We start from the raw sequence: 20,615 nt of genomic DNA, 5'->3' as shown, positions 1-20,615 counted from the left end.
TCCCCGGGCATGACTTCAGACGCCACCGCCACCGCCACGACCACGCCCGAGCCGGAGCCCGGGGCGGGGTCGGAGCCGAAGCCGGGCCGGTCGCGCGCGAGCCGGATCCGCCGGGGCCTGGCCTGGACGGCGGCCGTCCTCGTCCTCGGCTCGGCCGGGGCCGGCTGGTGGGTCTACAGCCACCTCGAGGGAAACATCGACAGCGTGGACCTGGACCGGGCGATCGGTACGGACAACCGCCCGCCGAAGGTGGTGGAGAAGGCCCAGAACATCCTGGTGCTGGGCTCCGACTCCCGCGCCGGGGCCAACGGCGAGCTCGACCACGGCAACGTCAGCGGGGCCCGCTCCGACACGGCGATGCTGGTCCACATACCCGAGGGCCGGTCCCGGGCCACCGCGGTCAGCATCCCCCGCGACACCCTGATCACCCGGCCCGAATGCAAGGACCAGGACGGCAAGACCGTCCCCGGGGCGAACCGGGTCATGTTCAACTCCGTCTACTCGGTGGCCGGTCCGGCCTGTGTGGTCAAGACGGTCGAGCAGCTGTCGGGGATCCGCGTGGACCACTTCGTGGAGGTGGACTTCGCCGGGTTCAAGGGGCTGGTGGACGCCCTCGGCGGGGTCACCGTCACCCTCGACCAGCCGATGACGGGCGCGAAGGGCGGCCTGAAGCTCGACGCGGGCACGCACCGGCTGAACGGCACGGACTCCCTGAAGTTCGTCCGCACCCGCTACGGCTACGGCGACGGCAGCGACCTCGGACGCATAGGCCTCCAGCAGCAGTTCATGCTCGCCATGCTCTCCGAGATCAAGAAGCAGGACGCCCTCGGCAACCCGGCCCGGCTCTACAAGCTCGCCGACGCCGGCACCAAGTCCCTGACCACCGACTCCGACCTGGCCTCGCTCAGCGCGCTGGCCGACTTCGCGCAGAGCATGAAGGGCGTGGACCCGTCCACGATGGAGACCATCATGCTGCCGGTGGCCTACGACAAGGTGGACCCGAACCGGGTGGTCATCGCACAGGAACAGGCCTCCCAGCTGTGGGAGGCCCTGCGCACCGACCAGAAGGTGCCCGCCTCGGCGAAGGACTCCCCCGCCAAGGGCGGCGGCAAGGGCGCCAGGTCCAAGTCCCCGGCGCCCGAGCCGTCCCCGTCGGCCTGAGCCGTGTGATCCGTTCAGGTCCCTAGAACTTCGCCTCCTGGCCCAGCTGCGCCAGACGGCTCTTGCGGATCCCGTACAGGAAGTAGACGACGAGACCGACCACCATCCAGATCCCGAAGCGGACCCAGGTCTCGGCCGGCAGGTTGAGCATCAGCCACAGCGAGGCCGCCATCGAGACGATCGGGATCAGCGGCACCCACGGGGTGCGGAACGAACGGTGCAGGTCGGGGCGGGTCTTGCGGAGGATGATCACGCCGAGGGCCACGATGACGAAGGCGAACAGCGTGCCGATGTTGACCAGTTCCGCCAGCTTCTCCAGCGGGGTGAACCCCGCGACGACGGCGATGACCACACCGAGCAGCACGGTGGCCCGGTAGGGGGTGCGGAACTTCGGGTGGGTCACGGAGAAGACCCGCGGCAGCAGTCCGTCACGGCTCATCGCGAAGAACACCCGGGTCTGGCCCAGCAGCAGGATCATGCACACCGTGACCAGGCCGACGGCTGCCCCGAGGCTGATGGCGCCGGAGAAGAAGGGCTGGTCCACGGCTCTGAAGGCCTCGGCGAGCGGGGCCTCCGGCGACATGTCCTTGTAGTACTGCATGCCGGTGACGACCACGGTGACGGCGACGTAGAGCAGGGTGCAGATGAGCAGCGAGCCCAGGATGCCGCGGGGCATGTCCCGTTGCGGGTTCTTGGTCTCCTCCGCCGCCGTGGCCACCACGTCGAAGCCGATGAAGGCGAAGAAGACGAGGGAGGCGGCGGTGAAGATGCCCATGACGCCGAAGTTGGTGGGCTGGTAGCCGAACATCAGCTGCACCAGGGGTGCGGTCGCCCAGCCGCTGCCGGCTTTCTGCGCTTCGGCCGGCGGGATGAACGGGGAGTAGTTGTCGGCCTTGATGAAGAAGGCGCCGGCGACGATGACCAGGAGCACGACGGTCACCTTGATCGCGACGACGATCGCGGTGATCCGGGCCGACAGCTTCGTGCCGACGACCAGGATCGCGGTCAGCACCAGGACCAGCAGGAACGCCAGGAGGTCGAAGCTGCCGCCGTCGTCGCGCGAGGTCAGCGCGACGGGCATGTCCCAGCCGAGGTTCGTGTGCATGAGGTGGCGCACGTACCCGGACCAGCCGACGGCCACGACGGCGGTGCCGAGGGCGAATTCGAGGACCAGGTCCCAGCCGATGATCCAGGCGGGCAGTTCCCCGATGGAGGCGTACGCGAAGGTGTACGCCGAGCCCGCCACCGGCACGGTGGACGCGAACTCGGCGTAGCACAGGGCCGCGAGGGCACAGACGACGCCCGACACCACGAAGGAGAGGGCTGTGGCGGGGCCGGCGTTGTTGCGGGCTGCGATGCCCGTGAGGACGAAGATGCCGGTACCGATGATGACACCGACACCGAAGACGGTCAGGTCCCAGGCGGAGAGCGATTTGCGGAGCGCGTGCTCCGGCTCCTCCGTGTCACGTATGGACTGTTCCACCGTCTTCGTGCGGAACGGGCTGTTGAGGTCCGAGCTCACCGACGCACCTCCCAAGAAGTACGCGAACGGGCCGGGAGGCCCACCCTTCAAGGGTGATCTCCCGGCCCGTGTGGTGCAACCGCGCGATCCGGCCGCCGTTTCGGCTAGTCGACGGTGGCGGCCGGCTCGCTCTCGAAACGGCCGTCCAGCTTGGCGACCAGGCCGGTGACCTGGCGGGCGATGTCCGGGGCGGTCAGGCCGATCTCGGCCATGATCTCCTTGCGCAGCGCGTGGTCGAGGAAGCGCTGCGGGATGCCGAAGTCGCGCAGCGGTACGTCCACGCCCGCGTCCCGCAGGGCCTGCGAGACGGCTGCGCCGACACCGCCGGTGCGGCCGTTGTCCTCGACGGTGACGACGACCCGGTGGCGGTCGGCGAGCGGGGCCATGGCCTCGTCCACCGGCTTGACCCAGCGGGGGTCGACGACGGTCGAGGAGATGCCCTGCTTGTCGAGCAGGTCGGCGATCTCCAGGCACATCGGGGCGAGCGCGCCGACCGAGACGATCAGTACGTCCGGGTGGGTGACCTCGGGGGCGGGCAGGCGCAGCACGTCCATGCCGCCGACCTTCCCGACGGCCGGGACGGCCGGGCCGACGACGCCCTTGGAGTAGCGCACGACGGTCGGGGCGTCCTTGACGGCGACGGCCTCGCGGAGCTGCGCGCGCAGCTGCTCGGCGTCGCGGGGGGCGGACAGGCGCAGGCCGGGGACGACCTGGAGGATGGACATGTCCCACATGCCGTTGTGGGAGGCGCCGTCGTCGCCGGTGACGCCCGCGCGGTCCAGGACGAAGGTGACCCCGCACTTGTGCAGGGCGACGTCCATGAGGACCTGGTCGAAGGCGCGGTTGAGGAAGGTCGCGTAGACCGCGAACACCGGGTGGACGCCGCCGGTGGCCAGGCCGGCGGCCGAGGTGGCCGCGTGCTGCTCGGCGATGCCGACGTCGTAGACCCGGTCCGGGAAGACTTCGGCGAACTTGTTGAGACCGACCGGGTGGAGCATCGCGGCGGTGATGCCGACGATGTCCGGGCGCTCGTGACCGAGCTTGACCATCTCGTCGGCGAAGACGGAGGTCCAGCTGGCGGCGGCGGTCTTGACCGGCAGGCCGGTGTCCGGGTGGATCACGCCGACCGCGTGGAAGCGGTCCGCCTCATGCTCCAGGGCAGGGGTGTAGCCGCGGCCCTTCTGGGTGAGGCAGTGCACGATGACCGGGCCGCTGAAGCGCTTGGCGCGCTGGAGGGCGGACTCCAGGGCCTCGATGTCGTGGCCGTCGATGGGGCCGATGTACTTCAGGCCGAGGTCCTCGAACATGCCCTGCGGGGCGATGAAGTCCTTGAGGCCCTTCTTGGCGCCGTGCAGGGTCTCGAAGAGCGGCTTGCCGACGACGGGGGTGCGCTCCAGGATCTCCTTGCCGCGGGCCAGGAAGCGCTCGTAGCCGTCCGTGGTGCGCAGGGTGGCGAGGTGGTTCGCGAGGCCGCCGATGGTGGGGCCGTAGGAGCGCTCGTTGTCGTTGACGACGATGACCAGCGGGCGGTCCTTGGCGGCGGCGATGTTGTTCAGCGCCTCCCAGGCCATACCGCCGGTGAGGGCGCCGTCGCCGATGACGGCGGCGACGTGGTGGTCCTCGCGGCCGAGCACCTCGTTGGCCTTGGCGAGGCCGTCGGCCCAGCCGAGGACGGTCGAGGCGTGCGAGTTCTCGATCACGTCGTGGTCGGACTCGGCGCGCGAAGGGTAGCCGGAGAGGCCGCCCTTGGAGCGCAGGCCGGCGAAGTCCTGGCGGCCGGTGAGCAGCTTGTGGACGTAGGCCTGGTGCCCGGTGTCGAAGAGGACCTTGTCCTTCGGCGATTCGAAGACCCGGTGCAGGGCGATCGTCAGTTCGACCACGCCGAGGTTGGGGCCGAGGTGCCCGCCGGTCTTGGAGACGGCATCGACCAGGAAGGACCTGATCTCGGCGGCGAGCTGGGTCAGCTCCTCCTGGCTGAGCCGGTCCAGATCGCGCGGTCCCGTGATGCGGGTCAGCAGCACCCGTGCCTCCTTGCAGTTGCTGGCTGGTCTGTCGAGTCTAATGTTCCGCTCGCGCGCGGAATCATCGGGCGGTACCGGGAGGGGCACGCCCTTTGTCATACCTGTACACCCGGCCGGGCGATCACACCTCCCAAACGGACGTATGACCGCACATCCCTGCGCACATGTGTACGCACAGGTGCCCGGTGCCACACGGAGTGGCACCGGGCACTGTGACGGGTCTTACCGTCCGGGTGACGCCCCGGACGCGCGGTCAGGCGCGTCCGGCGGTCTTCTGGGTCTTGCGGGTGACCGAGTCGATGACCACGGTGGCGAGCAGTACCGCACCGGTGATCATGTACTGGATCGGAGTCGCGATCCCCTCCAGGGCCAGACCGTACTGGATGGAGGTGATGACCATGACGCCGAGGAGGGCGTTCCAGGTGCGGCCGCGGCCGCCGAAGAGGCTGGTGCCGCCGATGACGGCCGCCGCGATCACGTTCATCAGCAGGTCGCCGGCGCCGGCGCTCTGGTTGGCCGCCGCGATCTTGGAGGCCCAGAAGAGGCCTCCGATGGCGGCGAAGGTGCCGGCGATGGCGAAGACGGCGATGCGGATGCCGTTGACGTTGATGCCGGCGCGGCGGGAGGCCTCGACGCTGCCGCCGAGGGCGAAGACGTTGCGGCCGAAGGTGGTGCGGCGCAGGACGAAGTCCGTGCCGACCAGCGCCAGGACGAAGAGGACGACCGCGAGCGGCAGGCCCTTGTACTGGTTGAACACGACGGCGGGGCCGAAGGTGAACACGGCCAGCAGGCCCGTGCGCAGCAGGACCTCGCTCAGCGGCCGCGAGGGGACCCCGGCGGCCTCCCGGCGGCGGTTGTCGGTGTAGGAGGCGAGGAAGTAGGCCACCACGGCGACCGCCGCGAGACCGTATCCGGCGGCCACGTCGGAGAAGTAGTACGTGGTGAGCTTGCCGACCACGCCGTCGGGGTCGAGGTTGATGGTGCCGTTGCTGCCGAGGATCTGGAGCATGGCACCGGACCAGAACAGCAGGCCGGAGAGGGTGACCGCGAAGGCGGGGGCGCCGATCTTGGCGAAGAAGAAGCCGTGGAGTGCGCCGATCAGGGCGCCGCCGGCGACGGCGGCGAGGATGGCGACCCATTCGTTGACGCCGTGGGTGACGGCGAGGACGGCGACGATCGCGCCCGAGACACCGCTGACCGAGCCGACCGACAGGTCGATCTCGCCGAGCAGCAGCACGAAGATGATGCCGACGGCCATCATGCCGGTGGCGACCATCGTGATGGCGATGTTGGAGAGGTTCTCCGGGGAGAGGAAGTTCGAGTTCAGGCCCTGGAAGATGCCCCAGATGATGATCAGGCCGAGGACGACCGGGATCGAGCCCAGGTCGCCGGCCTTCATCTTGCGGCCGAACTCGCTCAGGTAGCCGGACAGGCCCCGCTCGCGCACGAGCAGGCGGGGGTCCACCACGGGTATCGCGTCCGCCGGGGCGGCCGGGTTGGCCAGCTTGGCCACGTCCTCCGCCGCGGTGTGGTGTTCGGTGCTCACTTGCGGGCCTCCCCGGTGCGGGCCGCCCGGCGGGTCACGGCGTTGTCCGTGGCCCCGGTGATGGCGGAGATGATCTCTTCCTGCGAGGTGTCGGCGACGTTGAAGACGCCGTTGTTGCGGCCCAGCCGCAGCACCGCCACCTTGTCGGCCACGGCCTTCACGTCGGCCATGTTGTGGCTGATGAGGATGACGGCGTGGCCGCGCTCGCGCAGCCGCTCGACCAGGTCGAGGACCTGCGCGGTCTGCTCGACGCCGAGGGCGGCGGTGGGCTCGTCGAGGATCACGAGGCGGGGCTCGCCGAGCATCGAGCGGGCGATCGCCACGGTCTGGCGCTGGCCGCCCGAGAGGGAGGCGATGGGGATCCGGACGCTGGGGATCCGGATGGACAGGGTGGTGAGGAGCTCGCGGGCGCGGCGCTCCATCTCCACCTCGTCGAGCACGCCGTAGCGCTTGAGCTCGCGGCCCAGGAAGAGGTTGCCCACGACGTCGATGTTGTCGCACAGCGCGAGGTCCTGGTAGACGGTCGCGATGCCGAGGTTCTGGGCGTCGTGGGGCTTGCCGATGGAGACCGGGCGGCCGTCCCACTCGATGACTCCGTCATCGATGGGGTGCACGCCGGCGATCGTCTTGACCAGCGTGGACTTGCCGGCGCCGTTGTCGCCGACGAGGGCGACCACCTCACCGGAGTGGATCTCGAGTTCTACGTCGGTCAGGGCCTGGACGGCACCGAACCGCTTCGAGACCCCTCGCAACGCCAGCACGGGCGCAGCGGACACATGAACCATCTCCTTCGCCGCCTGACCGGCGGGGATGTCGTGCAAAAGAGCAGGAGCGGGGTGGACGGGGGATACGTCGCCCGAATGTCGAGCGAAGGATGAAACGTTTCTGCCCGGCGCCCCGCGGGTGGCGGGGGCATGAGGGGCGGGGCGCCGGGCAGGGCAGGGGGGCCGTGTCGCCGCACAAGGGGGGCGAGGGGGCCGCGGGCCTTACTTGAGGCCGAGGGTGGCGCAGGCGGCCGCGTACTTGTCGGTGCAGATCTCGTCGACCGTGTAGACGCCGTCCTTGACGACGGTGTCCTTGATGTTGTTCTTGGTCAGCGAGACGACCGGGATCAGCACGGCGGGGACGCCCTTGGTGGTCGGGCTGTCGACCTTGTTGTTGATGATGTCGTCGGCCTTCTTGCCCTGGGCGAGGGCGACGGCCATCTCGGCGGCGGCCGCGGCCTCGGGGGCGTACGGCTTGTAGACGCTCATGAACTGCTCGCCCGCGACGATGCGCTGGACACCGGCGAGCTCGGCGTCCTGGCCGGTGACCGGGGGCAGGGGGTTGAGACCGGCGGCCTTGAGGGCGGTGATGACGCCGCCCGCCATGCCGTCGTTGGCGGAGTAGACGCCGATCACCTTGTCCTTGCCGAGCGCGGAGAGGGCGCCCGCCATGTTGGTGTTGGCGTTCTCCGGCTTCCACTCCTTGGTGTCGTACTCCTTGCCGATGTTCACCTTGCCCTCGAGGACGGAGTGCGCGCCCTTCTTGAACAGTGCGGCGTTGGGGTCGGTGACGGAGCCGTTCATCATGACGATCTGGCCGTCCTTGGCCTTGTCGCCCAGGGCCTCCAGCAGGGCCTTGCCCTGCACCTTGCCGACCTCTTCGTTGTCGAAGGAGGTGTAGCCGTCGATCGGGCCCTCCGCCAGACGGTCGTAGGCGACGACCGGGATGCCGGCGTCCTTGGCCTTCTTGACCGAGCCCGCGATGGCCTTGGCGTCCACGGCGTCGATGATGAGGACGTTCACCTTGTTGGTGATCATCGTGTCGACCTGGGAGTTCTGCGTGGTCGCGTCCTGCTTGGCGTTCGCGTAGACCACCTGGGCCTTGCCGCCCGTGAGATCGGAGATCTTCTTCTCGATCAGCGGCTTGTCGAACTTCTCGTAGCGCGCGGTCTGGTTCTCCGGCAGGAGCAGACCGACCTTGATCGCATCACCGGCGGCGGCGGTGCCCGAGGGCTTCTTCTCGCCCCCCGCCTCCTTGGCGCTGCCACAGGCGGCCAGCGAGACGGCCATGGCGCCGGCGGCTACGGCAACGGCGGCTCTACGCATACGCGTGTTCATGAAGTGAACCTCCCTGACGAGGCCGCAACGCTGCGGCCGAGGTGGATGTGAGTCAACCCCGGCCGCGAGTTTGCCGTCAAGGAGTGAATCCTTAACGAGATGACAACGGAGTCATCCGTTATCTAAGTGAAGACAGAGCGGCGGGGGCGCGCACTCCCATTCCATTTTCTGCCAAAAGCGTCGAATCGCCCATCTCACTGAGTACGAGGGCGAGTGCGCCGAGTACCTCCGCCCGGCTGCCCAGGGAGCCGGTCAGCACGGACAGCTGCCGGGCCGCGCTGGGGATCGCGTACCGCCCCACGGATTCCCTGATGGGCGCCAGGACCAGCTCACCCGCGTCCGCCAGCGAGCCGCCGAGCACGATCCGGCTCGGGTTCAGCAGGTTGCACAGGCTGGCCACGCCGCTGCCGACGTGCCGGCCCACGTCGGTGATGACCCGTCGGCAGCCCGGGTCGCCCTCCCGGGCCAGCTCGACCACCTTCTCCATCGTCAGCTCCGGCCCGTGGCTGCCCTGGAGCAGGGGCAGCACGTAGCGGGCGGCGGCGAAGGTCTCCAGGCAGCCGCGGTTGCCGCAGCGGCAGACCGGGCCCGACTCGTCCAGGGTGATGTGCCCGATCTCCCCGGCGGTACCGCCCGGGCCGCGGTAGATCTGGCCGTTGATCACCAGGCCGGCCCCCACACCGCTGGCGACCTTGATGTACGCCAGGTCCCTGACCCCCCGCCCACTCCCCCACACCAGCTCGCCCAGCGCGCCGAGGTTCGCGTCGTTGTCCACGTAGACGGGGACGCCCAGGCGCCGGGAGAGCTCCTGGCGCGGATTGATCCCCGCCCAGCCCGGCAGGATCGCGGTGGAGCCCAGGGTCCCGGACTCGACGTCGATGGGACCCGGCACGCCGAGCCCGACGCCGATGACCTTGTCACGGGCCACGCCGACCTGCTGGACCAGCCGTCCCACCAGCGCTTCCGCCCGGTCGAAGCCCTCCGCCCAGGAGGCGTCCACGTCCAGCGGCTCGGACTCCTCGGCCAGCACCTGGTGGGCGAGGTTGCCGACGGCCACCCGCAGGTGGGTGTGGCCGAAATCCACGCCGATCACGATGCCAGCGTCCCCGCTGAGCGAGACGCTGCGGGCCCGCCGGCCGCCCGCCGAGGTGTCGGTGACCTCGACCGTCCCGCCCTCCTTGAGCTCACGGACGATGTTGGAGACCGTGGCCGCCGACAGTCCGGTGGTACGGGCGATCTCCGCCTGGGTCAGCGAACCCGCGAGGCGCACCGCCCGCACGACCCGTTCGAGATTCGCGCGATGCAGTGAGGACTGCGATCCGGGAGTCTGCACGACTCATCCACTCCTGCCCATAAGCGACGGCCATCCGTCGCCCCCCGGCCGGTCGTCAAGGCTGCCTGCTCCGAGACCCCGGCGTCTCTCCAACTTGTGAACCTTAAGTCGAGCGTTTGGCCCCTCTGGCGTCAAGGGCCGGACACATGCCGAAACGGACACGGCCGACCAAAAGGATGAACACCGCCCTCCGGGATCGTGTTACGGTCGCTGAGGCGCCGGTCCTCTGCGGCCTCCAGGCCGGACCTGGCGCCGCGTACTGACGGCGCGATGCGAGGAGGTGTTCGGGATGAGTCCCGATCGAAGTCTTCGCCGCGCTCTCGTCGGCTGACCGTTCCGCCTGAGGAACGCTCCTTTTCCCTTCCTTCTTTCCGTATGCCCTGACTCTCCTGTCAGGCATACGTCATCCATGTCCACGGCGCACCCGCGTGGCGGCTCCCGCCACCCCGCGCCGCACCATGACCACTCCACGTGACCGCGCGGCTACGCGCTGCCCGGACGCGGTGGAGGGAGGTATTCGTCATGACCATGCTCACCGCCCGTACCCCGACGAAGCTCGCACCGCCGGGCCGGAACCGCCGCGAGCGCAAGGCCGCCGAGCTGGAGTCCGCCACCCGCCTCGCGGGCGAGCGCCTCGCGGACATCAGCGCCCGCCCCGCCGTCCGGGTCCTCCAGGACACCGACACCTCCCGGGGCGGCCTCACGCACGGCGAGGCCGTGCGCCGCCTGGGACTCCACGGACCCAACGTGGTCGCCCGGGAGCGCGCCCCGCACTGGACGGCGCAGCTCGCGAAGGCCTTCTGGAACCCCTTCATCGGCGTGCTGGTCTTCCTGGCCGCCGTCATGTTCTGGCAGGACCCGAAGGACCCCGGCGTCCTGATCCTCTCCGTGATGGTGGCGGTCAGCGGCCTGCTGCGGTTCTGGCAGGAGTACCGCTCGGGGCGGGCCGCCGACGCCCTGAAGAAGCTCGTCACCACCACCTGTGCGGTGCAGCGCCGGGCCGGCAGCGGCTCGGTCCCGACCACGCTCGAGATCCCGATGGAGCAGGTGGTCCCGGGCGACCTGGTGCGGCTGGCCGCCGGCGACCTGATCCCGGCCGACCTGCGGCTGATCACCTCCAAGGACCTGATGGTCAGCCAGGCGGCCCTGTCGGGCGAGTCGTTGCCGGTGGCGAAGGCCGACACTCCCCCTCGCTCCGCTGGGGGGACCCCCAGGACGGAGGACCTCGGCCAGCACACGACGACCGACCCGGTGGAGGCCGACAACCTCTGCCTGATGGGCACCTCCGTCACCTCCGGCACCGCCACGGGCGTGGTCGTCGCCACCGGCTCCGGCACCTACTTCGGCTCGATGGCCGGCAGCCTCGTCGGCGAACGCCCGCAGACCAACTTCGACACCGGCGTACGCAAGGTCAGCTTCCTGCTGATCCGCTTCATGCTGGTGATGGTCCCGGTCGTCTTCATGATCAACGGGCTGACCAAGGGCGACTGGGAAGAGGCCTTCCTCTTCGGTGTCGCCGTCGCGGTGGGCCTGACCCCGGAGATGCTGCCGATGGTCGTCTCCGCCAACCTGGCGCGCGGCGCGGTGGCCATGGCCAAGCGCAAGGTCGTCGTCAAGCGGCTCAACGCCATCCAGAACCTGGGCGCCATGGACGTCCTCTGCACGGACAAGACCGGCACCCTCACCGAGGACCGGATCGTCCTGGACCGCTACCTGGACGTGCACGGCGCCGAGGACGCCGAGGTCCTGGAGTACGGCTACCTCAACGCGCACTTCCAGACCGGCCTGCGCAACCTGCTGGACCAGGCGGTCATCGACCGGGTGAACGAGGCCGAGGAGGTTGTCGTCGACGCACGGTTCACGATGGTCGACGAGATCCCCTTCGACTTCGCCCGCCGGCGGATGTCCGTGGTCCTCAACCGCAACTCGATGTCGGACGGCCCCGGCCGCTCCGAACACGTGGTGATCACCAAGGGTGCGGTCGAGGAGGTCCTGGAGCTCTGCACCCACATGACGGACGGGGGCGAGCGGGTCGCCCTCACCGAGGAGCTGCGCCACCGCGTCACCGCCATCGCCGCGGACAACAACCGCGCCGGCCTGCGCGTCCTGGCCGTGGCCACCCGCCGGATCGCATCCCCGCGCGACACCTACACCGTCGCGGACGAGGACCAGCTGACCCTGGTCGGCTTCCTCGCCTTCCTCGACCCGCCGAAGGCCTCCGCCGCCCGGGCCCTGCAGGGCCTGGCCGACAAGGGCATCGCGGTCAAGGTGGTCACCGGCGACAACGAGCTGGTCGCGGCCCGGGTCTGCGCCGACGTCGGCATCGAGGTGGGCCGGGTGGTGCCCGGCTCCGAGGTGGACGCCCTCGACGACACCGAGCTGCGCGCGCTGGCCGCCCGTACGACGGTCTTCGCCAAGGTCAACCCGGTCCAGAAGGCCCGGATCGTCCGGTCCCTGCAGGCGGACGGCCACACGGTCGGCTTCCTCGGGGACGGCATCAACGACGCGGCCGCGCTGCGGGACGCCGACGTCGGCATCTCCGTCGACACGGCCGTGGACATCGCCAAGGAGTCGGCGGACATCATCCTGCTGGAGAAGGACCTGACCGTCCTGGAGCAGGGCGTGGTCCAGGGCCGCACCACCTTCGGCAACACCGTCAAGTACATCAAGATGACGGCCTCGTCGAACTTCGGCAACGTCTTCTCGGTCCTGGTGGCGAGCGCCTTCATCCCCTTCCAGCCGATGCTCGCGATCATGCTGCTGGTGCAGAACCTGGTCTACGACATCGCCCAGCTGGCCACGCCCTGGGACCGGATGGACGAGGAGTACCTGCGCAAGCCGCGGAACTGGGACGCCAAGGGCATCTTCCGCTTCATGGTGACGATCGGCCCCATCAGCTCGGTCTTCGACATCGCCATGTTCGTGGTCATGTGGAACGTGTTCGCCGCCAACACCGTGGGCGAGGCCTCGCTCTTCCAGACCGGCTGGTTCGTCGAGGGCCTGCTCTCGCAGACCCTCGTCGTCCACATGATCCGGACCCGCAAGATCCCCTTCCTCCAGTCCCGCGCCTCCTGGCCGGTGATGGTGATGACCGTCCTGGCGGTGCTGACCGGGCTCTGGCTGCCCTTCTCGCCGCTGGCCCCCGCGCTGGGCTTCACCGCCCTGCCGGCCGGCTACTTCCCCTGGCTGATCGGCGTGCTCCTCGCGTACTGCACGCTGACCCAGTTGGTGAAGACCTGGTACGTCCGGCGCTTCGGCACCTGGCTGTAGGCGGGCCCTACTTGAGGGTGGCCGAGGTCAGACCCGCCTGGATCTGGCGCTGGAAGGACAGGTAGACCACCAGCATCGGGATCATGGCGATGGTCACGCCGGCGAAGAGCACCGGCAGGTCCGTCTGGTAGCCCATCTGGTACTGGAGCTGGATCAGGCCCTGGGTGAGCATGTAGCGCTCGGGGTCCGATCCGCTCTGGGGCTGCATCAGCACGGAGGGCAGGATGTACTGGTTCCACTGGCCCAGGACGTTGAATATCCCCACGCTGATCAGGCCCGGCCTGGCCATCGGCAGCATCACCTGGAAGAAGATCCGGGTGTCGGAGGCCCCGTCGATGACCGCCGCCTCGTGCACCGCCGTCGGCAGGGTGCGGAAGAAGGAGTGCATGAAGAAGACGGTGAAGGGCATCGAGTAGGCGATGTAGACCAGGATCAGCCCCTGGTACGTGTTCAGCAGGTCGAGCCGCTTGACCATGAAGAACAGCGGCACGAGCGCCAGGAAGACGGGGAACATCGCCCCGCTGACGAAGAAGTAGTAGATGATCCGGTTCCCTGGAAAGGGGTAACGGGCCAGGACGTACGCGGCCATCGAGCCGAGCAGCATGGTCAGCGGGACGGAGAAGGCCAGCACGATCAGGGTGTGGCCGAAGTAGCCGCCGATGCCCTTGTCCCAGGCCCGGGCGAAGGCGTCGAAGTGCCAGTTCGTCGGCCGGCTCAGCGCCGAGGCGCCGATCTCGGAGTCGGTCTTGAAGGAACCGAGCGCCAGCCACACCAGGGGCAGGACGATCAGTATGGCCCAGACGGCGAGGAAGCCGTGGGAGAAGACGTTCAGCACCATGCCGTCGGAGCGGGCCCTGCCGCCGCCCCCGGGGCGGCCGCTCCCCCGGGACCGCTCGGCGGCCGGCTCGCCTGGTGCCTTGATCACTGTGGTCATCGGGTCTCCCGCTCAGAACTCGATGCGCTCGCGGCGGGTGGCGCGCAGCGTGACGACGGAGAGGATCATGGTCAGGAGCAGCATCACGACGCCCATGGCGCACGCGTAGCCACTCTTGCCGAAATAGAGGAAGTTGCGCATCAGCACGGTCGCCATGACCTCGCTGTGGTGGTCCGGGCCGCCGCCGAACTGGCCGGAGGTCATGGTGGACACCAGGACGAACATGTCCATGGCGGCGATGCCCAGGTAGACCGCCGAGGTCTGCACGGAGTCCCACAGCAGGGGCAGCGTGACCCTGAGGAAGGTCTGGCCGCGGCCCGCGCCGTCGAGCAGCGCGGCCTCGTAGATGTCCTTGGGGACCGACTGCATGGCGGCCGAGAAGAGGACGAGGTAGAAGCCGACCCCGTGCCAGACCACCACGAGCAGCAGGCACCACAGGACCAGGTCCGGCTGGTTGAGCCATTCGACGGGGTGGGCCGGGTCGACCAGGCCCAGCTTGGCGAGGAACGCGTTCAGCAGGCCGCCCGTGTCACTGCGGTACACCGCTCCGAAGAGGACGGCGAGGATGGCGAGGGACAGGACCTGCGGGAAGAAGTAGACGATCTTGTAGAACGCCGATCCCCGGACGCCCCGCACCCCGCCGGCCCCGCTGCGCCCTCCCGCGTTCACCATGAAGGCGAAGAAGAGGGCGAGCAGGATGGTGATGACGGGGACGAACACCAGGAGCAGCAGGTTGTGCCACAGGGCGCTGCGGAAGACCTCGTCCTCCATCAGGGCCGCGTAGTTCTCCAGGCCGACGAAGCCGAACGTCGGGGACTGGCCGGACCAGTTGGTGAAGGAGTAGCCGAACGTCTGCACGTACGGCCAGATGACGAAGGTCAGGTACAGCGCGAGCGGCAGGATGAGGAAGCCGGCGATGAAGCCGGCCCGTCCCTTGCTCCGGGCTACGTGGCTCATGGTGTCCGTCCCTGGTGACGCCGCCGGTGGACGTGGGGTCAGCTGCGGTGGTTGTTCTTGGCGTTGGGGTCCTTGGCGGCCTTGTCCACCGCGGCCTGGGCCCGCTTGATCCACTCCTTCGGCTGGATGCGCTGGGCCATCAGCTCGTTGGACGCGTTCTGGATGTCGGTGTCCATCTCGCTGTACCAGTCGGGGTAGAGGTAGTTGAAGGTGTCGGTCCCGGCGGCCTTGACCGCGGCGACGGCGGACTGGGTGCCCGGCCGGAGCTTGACGGACGGGTCGACGCCGTCCTTGACGACGGTGAGCGAGTTGGCCTGCTGGGCGAAGGTCGTCGACCATTCGCGGGAGAGCATGGTGCGCAGGAACTCCAGGCCGCCTGCCTTGTTGGCGGCCTTCTCCGGGACGACGAAGGCCTCGTTGGCGCCCGCCCGGATGGCGGTGAAGGGCAGCTTGCTGTCGGCGAGCACCGGTACCGGCAGGAACTTCATGTCGAAGTCGTCCGGGGTCTGCTTGAGCTGCTCGTTCTCCAGCCAGGAGCCGGAGGGGATGAAGGCCGCCTTGTACTGGTTCCAGGCGGTCTGTGCCTCCGTGTGGGTGAGGCCGTTGGTGCCGGGCATCAGGTAGCCCTTCTCGACCACCTCGTAGACGGCCTCGATGGCGGCCAGGGCGGCCGGGTTGCCCTCGAAGGCGTTCGGGGAGAGGTTGTCGATGGCCTTCATGGCCTCCAGACCGCCCTTCTTGGCGATCAGGTCCATGATCACGACGTTGATGTAGTAGGGGTACTTCCCCTGGTGGGCCAGGCCGCCGATGCCGGCTTCCTTGGCCTTGGCGCAGACGCCCAGGAACTCGTCCCAGGTCTTGGGCTCGGTCCAGCCCTTCTCCTTGAAGAGCTTGCCGGAGTACCAGAACCCGAAGACGGTGTAGACGTAGTTGAGGGCGACGAACTTGCCGGCCTGCGTGCCCTGTTCGACGGTGCCGGCGATCAGGGTGTCGCGGACCTTCTTGTTCGGGTCGTCGATCGAGGGGGCGTCGAGGACGGCGGTCAGATCGGCGAGCTGGCCGCCCTTGGCGAGCACGTCGATCTTGATCATCTGGGCGCCGGAGTCGTTGAGGACGTCCGGCGGGTTGCCTCCGTTGAACCGGGGCTGGAGCTTGGCCGCGATCTCCTGGGTGCCCAGGTGGGAGCTGGTGGTGCCCCACTTCTTGTCGAACGCCGCCTCCCAGGCCTTCGCGTAGTCGTCGCCGAAGCCGCCCTTGAAGATGACCACGTCCAGCTTGCCGCCCTTGGCGAGGCCGAAGGGGTTCTCCTTGGACACGAGCCCCTTGTCCGGGCCCTTCGTGGAGGTGTCCCCGCCGCCGGAGGCGCAGGCGGACAGGAAGCTCATCGTCGGCACGGCGATCAGTCCGAGCGCTGCGGAGCGCTTGATCAGATCACGGCGGCCGAGGCCCTCACCGGTGGATCCCATGCTCAAGTCCTCGCCTTCGTCAGGATTGGGGCACAGGTATAGTCCACTTCCGCTTCGCTCAGCAAGATCGTGCACAAGGATCGTTCCCGGCTTTTCCGAGTTGAGACCTGTCCGTCATCTGATTCCTCCGCTCCGAAAAGCGGAAGGGCCGCACCCCCTTGTCGGGGGTACGGCCCTATGGTGCCGATATCCGGCGGATCGCTCCGCCTGGCGCGCCCTTAGCCGCGGATGAGGTTGCGGAGGACGTACTGCATGATGCCGCCGTTGCGGTAGTAGTCCGCCTCACCCGGCGTGTCGATGCGGACGACCGCGTCGAAGGAGACACCGGTGTCGGTGGTGACCTTGACCGTGCGCGGGGTGGTGCCGTTGTTCAGCTCCTCCACGCCGGTGAAGGAGAAGGTCTCCTCGCCGGTCAGGCCCAGGGAGGCCGCGGTGGCGCCCTCGGGGAACTGGAGCGGGAGGACGCCCATGCCGATCAGGTTCGAGCGGTGGATGCGCTCGTAGGACTCGGCGATGACGGCCTTGACGCCGAGGAGCGCGGTGCCCTTGGCGGCCCAGTCGCGGGACGAGCCCGAGCCGTACTCCTTGCCCGCCAGGATGACCAGCGGGATGCCGGCGGCCTGGTAGTTCTGCGAGGCGTCGTAGATGAACGCGACCGGCGCGCCCTCGACGGTGAAGTCGCGGGTGAAGCCGCCCTCGGTGCCCGGCGCGATCTGGTTGCGCAGGCGGATGTTGGCGAAGGTACCGCGGATCATGACCTCGTGGTTGCCGCGGCGGGAACCGTAGCTGTTGAAGTCGCGGCGCTCGACGCCGTGCTCCGTGAGGTACTTGCCGGCCGGGGTGTCGGCCTTGATCGCACCCGCCGGGGAGATGTGGTCGGTGGTGACCGAGTCGCCCAGCTTCGCCAGCACGCGGGCGCCGGCGATGTCGGAGACCGGGGTGGTCTCCATCGTCATGCCCTCGAAGTAGGGGGGCTTGCGGACGTAGGTGGACTCGGCGTCCCACTCGAACGTGTTGCCGGTCGGGATCGACAGCGCCTGCCACTGGGCGTCACCCGCGAAGACGTCCTCGTAGGACTTCGAGAACATGTCCTCGCCGATGGCGTTGGCCACGACGTCGTTGACCTCGGCCTCGGAGGGCCAGATGTCCTTGAGGAAGACCGGGTTGCCCTCGGTGTCGGTGCCGATGGCCTCGGTGGTGATGTCCACCTTCATGGAGCCCGCGATGGCGTACGCGACGACCAGCGGCGGGGACGCCAGGTAGTTCATCTTGACGTCGGGGTTGATGCGGCCCTCGAAGTTGCGGTTGCCCGAGAGGACCGAGGTGACCGCGAGGTCGTGCTCGTTGATCGCCTTCGAGATCTCCTCGTCCAGCGGACCGGAGTTGCCGATGCAGGTGGTGCAGCCGTACCCGACGAGGTTGAAGCCCATCTTGTCGAGGTACGGGGTCAGGCCGGCCTTGTCGAAGTAGTCGGTGACGACCTTCGAGCCCGGGGCCAGGGTGGTCTTGACCCACGGCTTGCGGGTCAGGCCCTTCTCGACCGCCTTCTTGGCCACGAGCGCCGCGGCGACCATGACGTAGGGGTTCGAGGTGTTGGTGCAGGAGGTGATCGCGGCGACGGTGACGGCGCCGTGGTCGATCTCGAAGGAGGTGCCGTCGGCCAGGGTGACCTGGGTCGGGCGGCTCGGCACGCCGTTGGAGGAGGCCGGGGAGTCGGAGGCCGGGAAGGACTCCTTGCCCGCCTCGTCGGCGTCGTCCACGTAGTTCAGGACGTCCACGGCGAACTGCTGCGAGGCGTTGGCCAGGACGATGCGGTCCTGGGGGCGCTTCGGGCCGGCGATGGACGGGACGACCGTGGAGAGGTCCAGCTCGAGCTTCTCGGAGAAGTCCGGCTCGGCCTTCGGGTCCAGCCAGAGGCCCTGCTCCTTGGCGTACGCCTCGACCAGGGCGACCTGCTGGGCGTCGCGGCCCGTCAGGCGCAGGTACTTCAGGGTCTCGTCGTCGATCGGGAAGATCGCGGCGGTCGAGCCGAACTCCGGCGACATGTTGCCGATGGTGGCGCGGTTCGCGAGGGAGGTGGCGGCGACGCCCTCACCGTAGAACTCGACGAACTTGCCGACGACGCCGTGCTTGCGCAGCATCTCGGTGATGGTCAGCACCAGGTCGGTGGCGGTGGTGCCGGTCGGCAGCTCGCCGGTCAGCTTGAAGCCGACGACGCGCGGGATCAGCATGGAGACCGGCTGGCCGAGCATGGCGGCCTCGGCCTCGATGCCGCCGACGCCCCAGCCGAGCACGCCGAGGCCGTTGACCATGGTGGTGTGCGAGTCGGTGCCGACGAGGGTGTCCGGGTAGGCCTGGCCGCCCCGGACCATGATCGTGCGGGCCAGGTGCTCGATGTTGACCTGGTGGACGATGCCGGTGCCCGGGGGGACGACCTTGAACTCGTCGAAGGCGGTCTGGCCCCAGCGCAGGAACTGGTAGCGCTCCTTGTTGCGGCCGTACTCCAGCTCCACGTTCTGGGCGAACGCCTCGTGGGTGCCGAACTTGTCGGCGATGACCGAGTGGTCGATGACCAGCTCGGCCGGGGCCAGCGGGTTGATCTTGGACGGGTCGCCGCCGAGGTCCTTCACGGCCTCGCGCATGGTGGCGAGGTCCACGACACAGGGGACGCCGGTGAAGTCCTGCATGATCACGCGGGCCGGCGTGAACTGGATCTCCTGGCTGGGCTGCGCCTGGGAGTCCCAGCCGCCGAGCGCCCGGATGTGGTCGGCGGTGATGTTCGCGCCGTCCTCGGTGCGGAGCAGGTTCTCCAGCAGGACCTTCAGGCTGTAGGGAAGGCGGGCGGCGCCCTCAACCTTGTCCAGCCGGAAGATCTCGTACGACTCGTCGCCCACCTGCAGCGTGCTGCGGGCGTCGAAGCTGTTCGCCGACACGACAGTCTCCTTCATGCATGATTTCGCGCGTATTACCGCATCCTGCCGCCACGCCCTGTGGCCAATCCGCTAAGGTAAGGCTAAGTTAGGTAGCCCTTACCCATGGGGGCGGCTGCGGTACGCCTTCGGCAGATATCTCGATGTCGAGATAACTCTAGTACATGGCCGCACCTCGGGTCAGCACGCCTCCGCGTCCGTCTCGGCACGTCGCGCCGCCCCGCACGCCCCGTCCACTGCTGCCGCACATCTCGTCACGCCGCCCTCAACGCAGGGACGAGGCCCGGTGGAGCAGGGTCGCCGGGACGGTGAGCCCGCCGGGGGCCGCCGGGGTGCCCGTCTCCAGCAGGGCGACCAGGGCCGCCACGGCCGTCTCGGCCAGCGCCTCCGGGTGGAGGGTGACCGTGCTGACCGGAGGGTGACAGTCCGCGTATCCCGGGTCCTCGCTCGCGCAGACCAGCAGGAGGTCCCCGGGCACCGACAGGCCGTGCCGGGCCGCGGCCGCCAGGGCCTGGCGGCCGCCCGGGTCGTACAGGGAGTACACGGCGTCGGCCCCGCCCCCGGCGAAGAGCCGGTCGAAGGCGTGGCCGGGGCCGTCGTGGGGGTCGAAGCGGACCGGCAGCGGGGTCCGGCCGCGCCGCTTGCACCAGTGCCCGTACGCCTCGGTGACGGCGCGGGTGTAGTGCTCGTCCCCGAAGCCGGTGTGCAGGGCGATGCGGCCCGCCCCGGCGGCGGCGAGGTGGTCGAGGACCTCGTGGGTGGTGGCGGTGTGGTCGTTGTCCACCCAGACGTCGCCCGGGCGGGGGCCGGCGGGGCGCCCGTCGAACACCAGGGGGATGCCCCGGGCCCGCAGGACGCGCAGCACCGGGTCGTCGTACGGGCTGTCGAGCAGCAGCATCCCGTCCACCGCGAGGAGGTGCCAGTCCGTCCCGGCGCCGCGGTCGGCGGGCAGGGTGGTCAGGGCGTAGCCGTGGGCGTGGGCGGCGGAGGTGGCGGCGGTCAGCCAGCGGGAGAAGTAGGCGACGGCCACGAAGTTCCAGGGGGCGCCGGCGAAGGTGGTCACGGCCAGGCCCAGGGTGCGGGTGCGCGGCGCGCGGGGGGCGCCGTAGCCCAGGCCGGCCGCGATCTCGCGGACCCGGCGGCGGGTGCCCTCGCCGAGCCGGCCGGTGCCGTTGAGGGCGTGCGAGACCGTGGCGGTGGACACCTCCGCGGCGCGGGCGATGTCGGCGAGGGTCGGTCCGGGCGGCACGCGGGTCATCGTACGGATCCGGGCGCCGGCGGGGTACGGGCCGCCGTGCGGAATCCGTCGCGGCGGGCGGGTTCTGGTTAAGGGGTTAATCACCCAGTGTCCTGGCCACAGCCAACGGTTTGGA

The 20,615-nt window shown here is 69.3% G+C and carries 13 protein-coding genes; 2 read left to right on the top strand and 11 right to left on the bottom strand.

Translation table 11 applies throughout. The features are described from left to right. The first annotated feature begins 9 nt into the window (after positions 1-9). Entirely contained in the window at positions 10-1,161 is a 1,152-nt protein-coding gene (locus B4U46_RS27120; protein ID WP_079430272.1) for an LCP family protein, read from the top strand. 22 nt (positions 1,162-1,183) lie between these two features. Here B4U46_RS27120 and B4U46_RS27115 read toward each other — a convergent pair whose 3' ends face one another. From B4U46_RS27115 to B4U46_RS27090, 6 genes are all read right to left on the bottom strand, one after another. Further along, positions 1,184-2,683 (bottom strand): amino acid permease, encoded by a 1,500-nt coding sequence (locus B4U46_RS27115; protein ID WP_079430271.1) that lies wholly within the window; start codon positions 2,681-2,683, stop codon positions 1,184-1,186. 104 nt (positions 2,684-2,787) lie between these two features. Next, entirely contained in the window at positions 2,788-4,704 is a 1,917-nt protein-coding gene (gene dxs, locus B4U46_RS27110; RefSeq protein ID WP_079430270.1) for a 1-deoxy-D-xylulose-5-phosphate synthase, read from the bottom strand. Between the two features lie 253 nt (positions 4,705-4,957). Continuing rightward, a complete protein-coding gene (locus B4U46_RS27105; protein WP_100864077.1) occupies positions 4,958-6,217 on the bottom strand; it encodes a sugar ABC transporter permease in 1,260 nt (419 codons plus the stop codon). A 29-nt stretch (positions 6,218-6,246) separates the two neighbouring features. Beyond that, entirely contained in the window at positions 6,247-7,035 is a 789-nt protein-coding gene (locus B4U46_RS27100; protein WP_079430269.1) for an ATP-binding cassette domain-containing protein, read from the bottom strand. Positions 7,036-7,236: 201 nt separating this feature from the next. Next, positions 7,237-8,352 (bottom strand): sugar ABC transporter substrate-binding protein, encoded by a 1,116-nt coding sequence (locus B4U46_RS27095; protein ID WP_185117161.1) that lies wholly within the window; start codon positions 8,350-8,352, stop codon positions 7,237-7,239. 118 nt (positions 8,353-8,470) lie between these two features. Then, the gene (locus B4U46_RS27090) at positions 8,471-9,685 is read right to left on the bottom strand and encodes an ROK family transcriptional regulator (protein WP_079430267.1); all 1,215 of its coding nucleotides are present in this window, start codon (positions 9,683-9,685) and stop codon (positions 8,471-8,473) included. Between the two features lie 522 nt (positions 9,686-10,207). Between B4U46_RS27090 and mgtA the strand changes: the two genes are divergently transcribed. Beyond that, positions 10,208-12,955 (top strand): magnesium-translocating P-type ATPase, encoded by a 2,748-nt coding sequence (gene mgtA / locus B4U46_RS27085; RefSeq protein WP_237293137.1) that lies wholly within the window; start codon positions 10,208-10,210, stop codon positions 12,953-12,955. A 7-nt stretch (positions 12,956-12,962) separates the two neighbouring features. Here the strand turns inward: mgtA and B4U46_RS27080 are convergent, their stop codons facing one another. The 5 genes from B4U46_RS27080 to B4U46_RS27060 all read right to left on the bottom strand — a co-directional run bounded on the left by B4U46_RS27080 (position 12,963) and on the right by B4U46_RS27060 (position 20,500). Then, positions 12,963-13,889: a carbohydrate ABC transporter permease gene (locus tag B4U46_RS27080; protein WP_079430266.1), complete on the bottom strand. Its 927-nt coding sequence runs from the start codon at positions 13,887-13,889 to the stop codon at positions 12,963-12,965. A gap of 12 nt (positions 13,890-13,901) precedes the next feature. Then, on the bottom strand, positions 13,902-14,846 hold the full coding sequence (locus tag B4U46_RS27075; protein ID WP_079430265.1) for a carbohydrate ABC transporter permease: 945 nt from the start codon (positions 14,844-14,846) through the stop codon (positions 13,902-13,904). A 38-nt stretch (positions 14,847-14,884) separates the two neighbouring features. Further along, positions 14,885-16,312 carry an N-acetylglucosamine/diacetylchitobiose ABC transporter substrate-binding protein gene (gene ngcE / locus B4U46_RS27070; RefSeq protein WP_079430264.1) on the bottom strand — a complete coding sequence of 476 codons (1,428 nt, stop codon included), beginning with the start codon at positions 16,310-16,312 and terminating at the stop codon, positions 14,885-14,887. 218 nt (positions 16,313-16,530) lie between these two features. Further along, positions 16,531-19,260, bottom strand: a complete 2,730-nt coding sequence (gene acnA, locus B4U46_RS27065; RefSeq protein WP_079430263.1) for an aconitate hydratase AcnA — start codon at positions 19,258-19,260, stop codon at positions 16,531-16,533. A gap of 247 nt (positions 19,261-19,507) precedes the next feature. Beyond that, positions 19,508-20,500, bottom strand: coding sequence for a LacI family DNA-binding transcriptional regulator (locus tag B4U46_RS27060; protein ID WP_079430262.1), 993 nt, complete (start codon positions 20,498-20,500; stop codon positions 19,508-19,510). Positions 20,501-20,615 lie beyond the last annotated feature (115 nt).

It is taken from the genome of Streptomyces katrae (assembly GCF_002028425.1).
Lineage (GTDB): Bacteria > Actinomycetota > Actinomycetes > Streptomycetales > Streptomycetaceae > Streptomyces > Streptomyces katrae_A.
The sequence above is the reverse complement of the archived record's forward strand: the minus strand, read 5'-3'. Positions and strand labels throughout refer to the sequence as shown.

Bases quoted from the DNA above. Each gene is read 5' to 3' on its own strand.
- mgtA (WP_237293137.1), top strand. From the start codon at position 10,208: ATGACCATGCTCACCGCCCGTACCCCGACGAAGCTCGCACCGCCGGGC.
- acnA (WP_079430263.1), bottom strand. From the start codon at position 19,260: ATGAAGGAGACTGTCGTGTCGGCGAACAGCTTCGACGCCCGCAGCACG.
- B4U46_RS27095 (WP_185117161.1), bottom strand. From the start codon at position 8,352: ATGAACACGCGTATGCGTAGAGCCGCCGTTGCCGTAGCCGCCGGCGCC.
- B4U46_RS27075 (WP_079430265.1), bottom strand. From the start codon at position 14,846: ATGAGCCACGTAGCCCGGAGCAAGGGACGGGCCGGCTTCATCGCCGGC.
- ngcE (WP_079430264.1), bottom strand. From the start codon at position 16,312: ATGGGATCCACCGGTGAGGGCCTCGGCCGCCGTGATCTGATCAAGCGC.
- B4U46_RS27060 (WP_079430262.1), bottom strand. From the start codon at position 20,500: ATGACCCGCGTGCCGCCCGGACCGACCCTCGCCGACATCGCCCGCGCC.
- B4U46_RS27100 (WP_079430269.1), bottom strand. From the start codon at position 7,035: ATGGTTCATGTGTCCGCTGCGCCCGTGCTGGCGTTGCGAGGGGTCTCG.
- B4U46_RS27080 (WP_079430266.1), bottom strand. From the start codon at position 13,889: ATGACCACAGTGATCAAGGCACCAGGCGAGCCGGCCGCCGAGCGGTCC.
- B4U46_RS27120 (WP_079430272.1), top strand. From the start codon at position 10: ATGACTTCAGACGCCACCGCCACCGCCACGACCACGCCCGAGCCGGAG.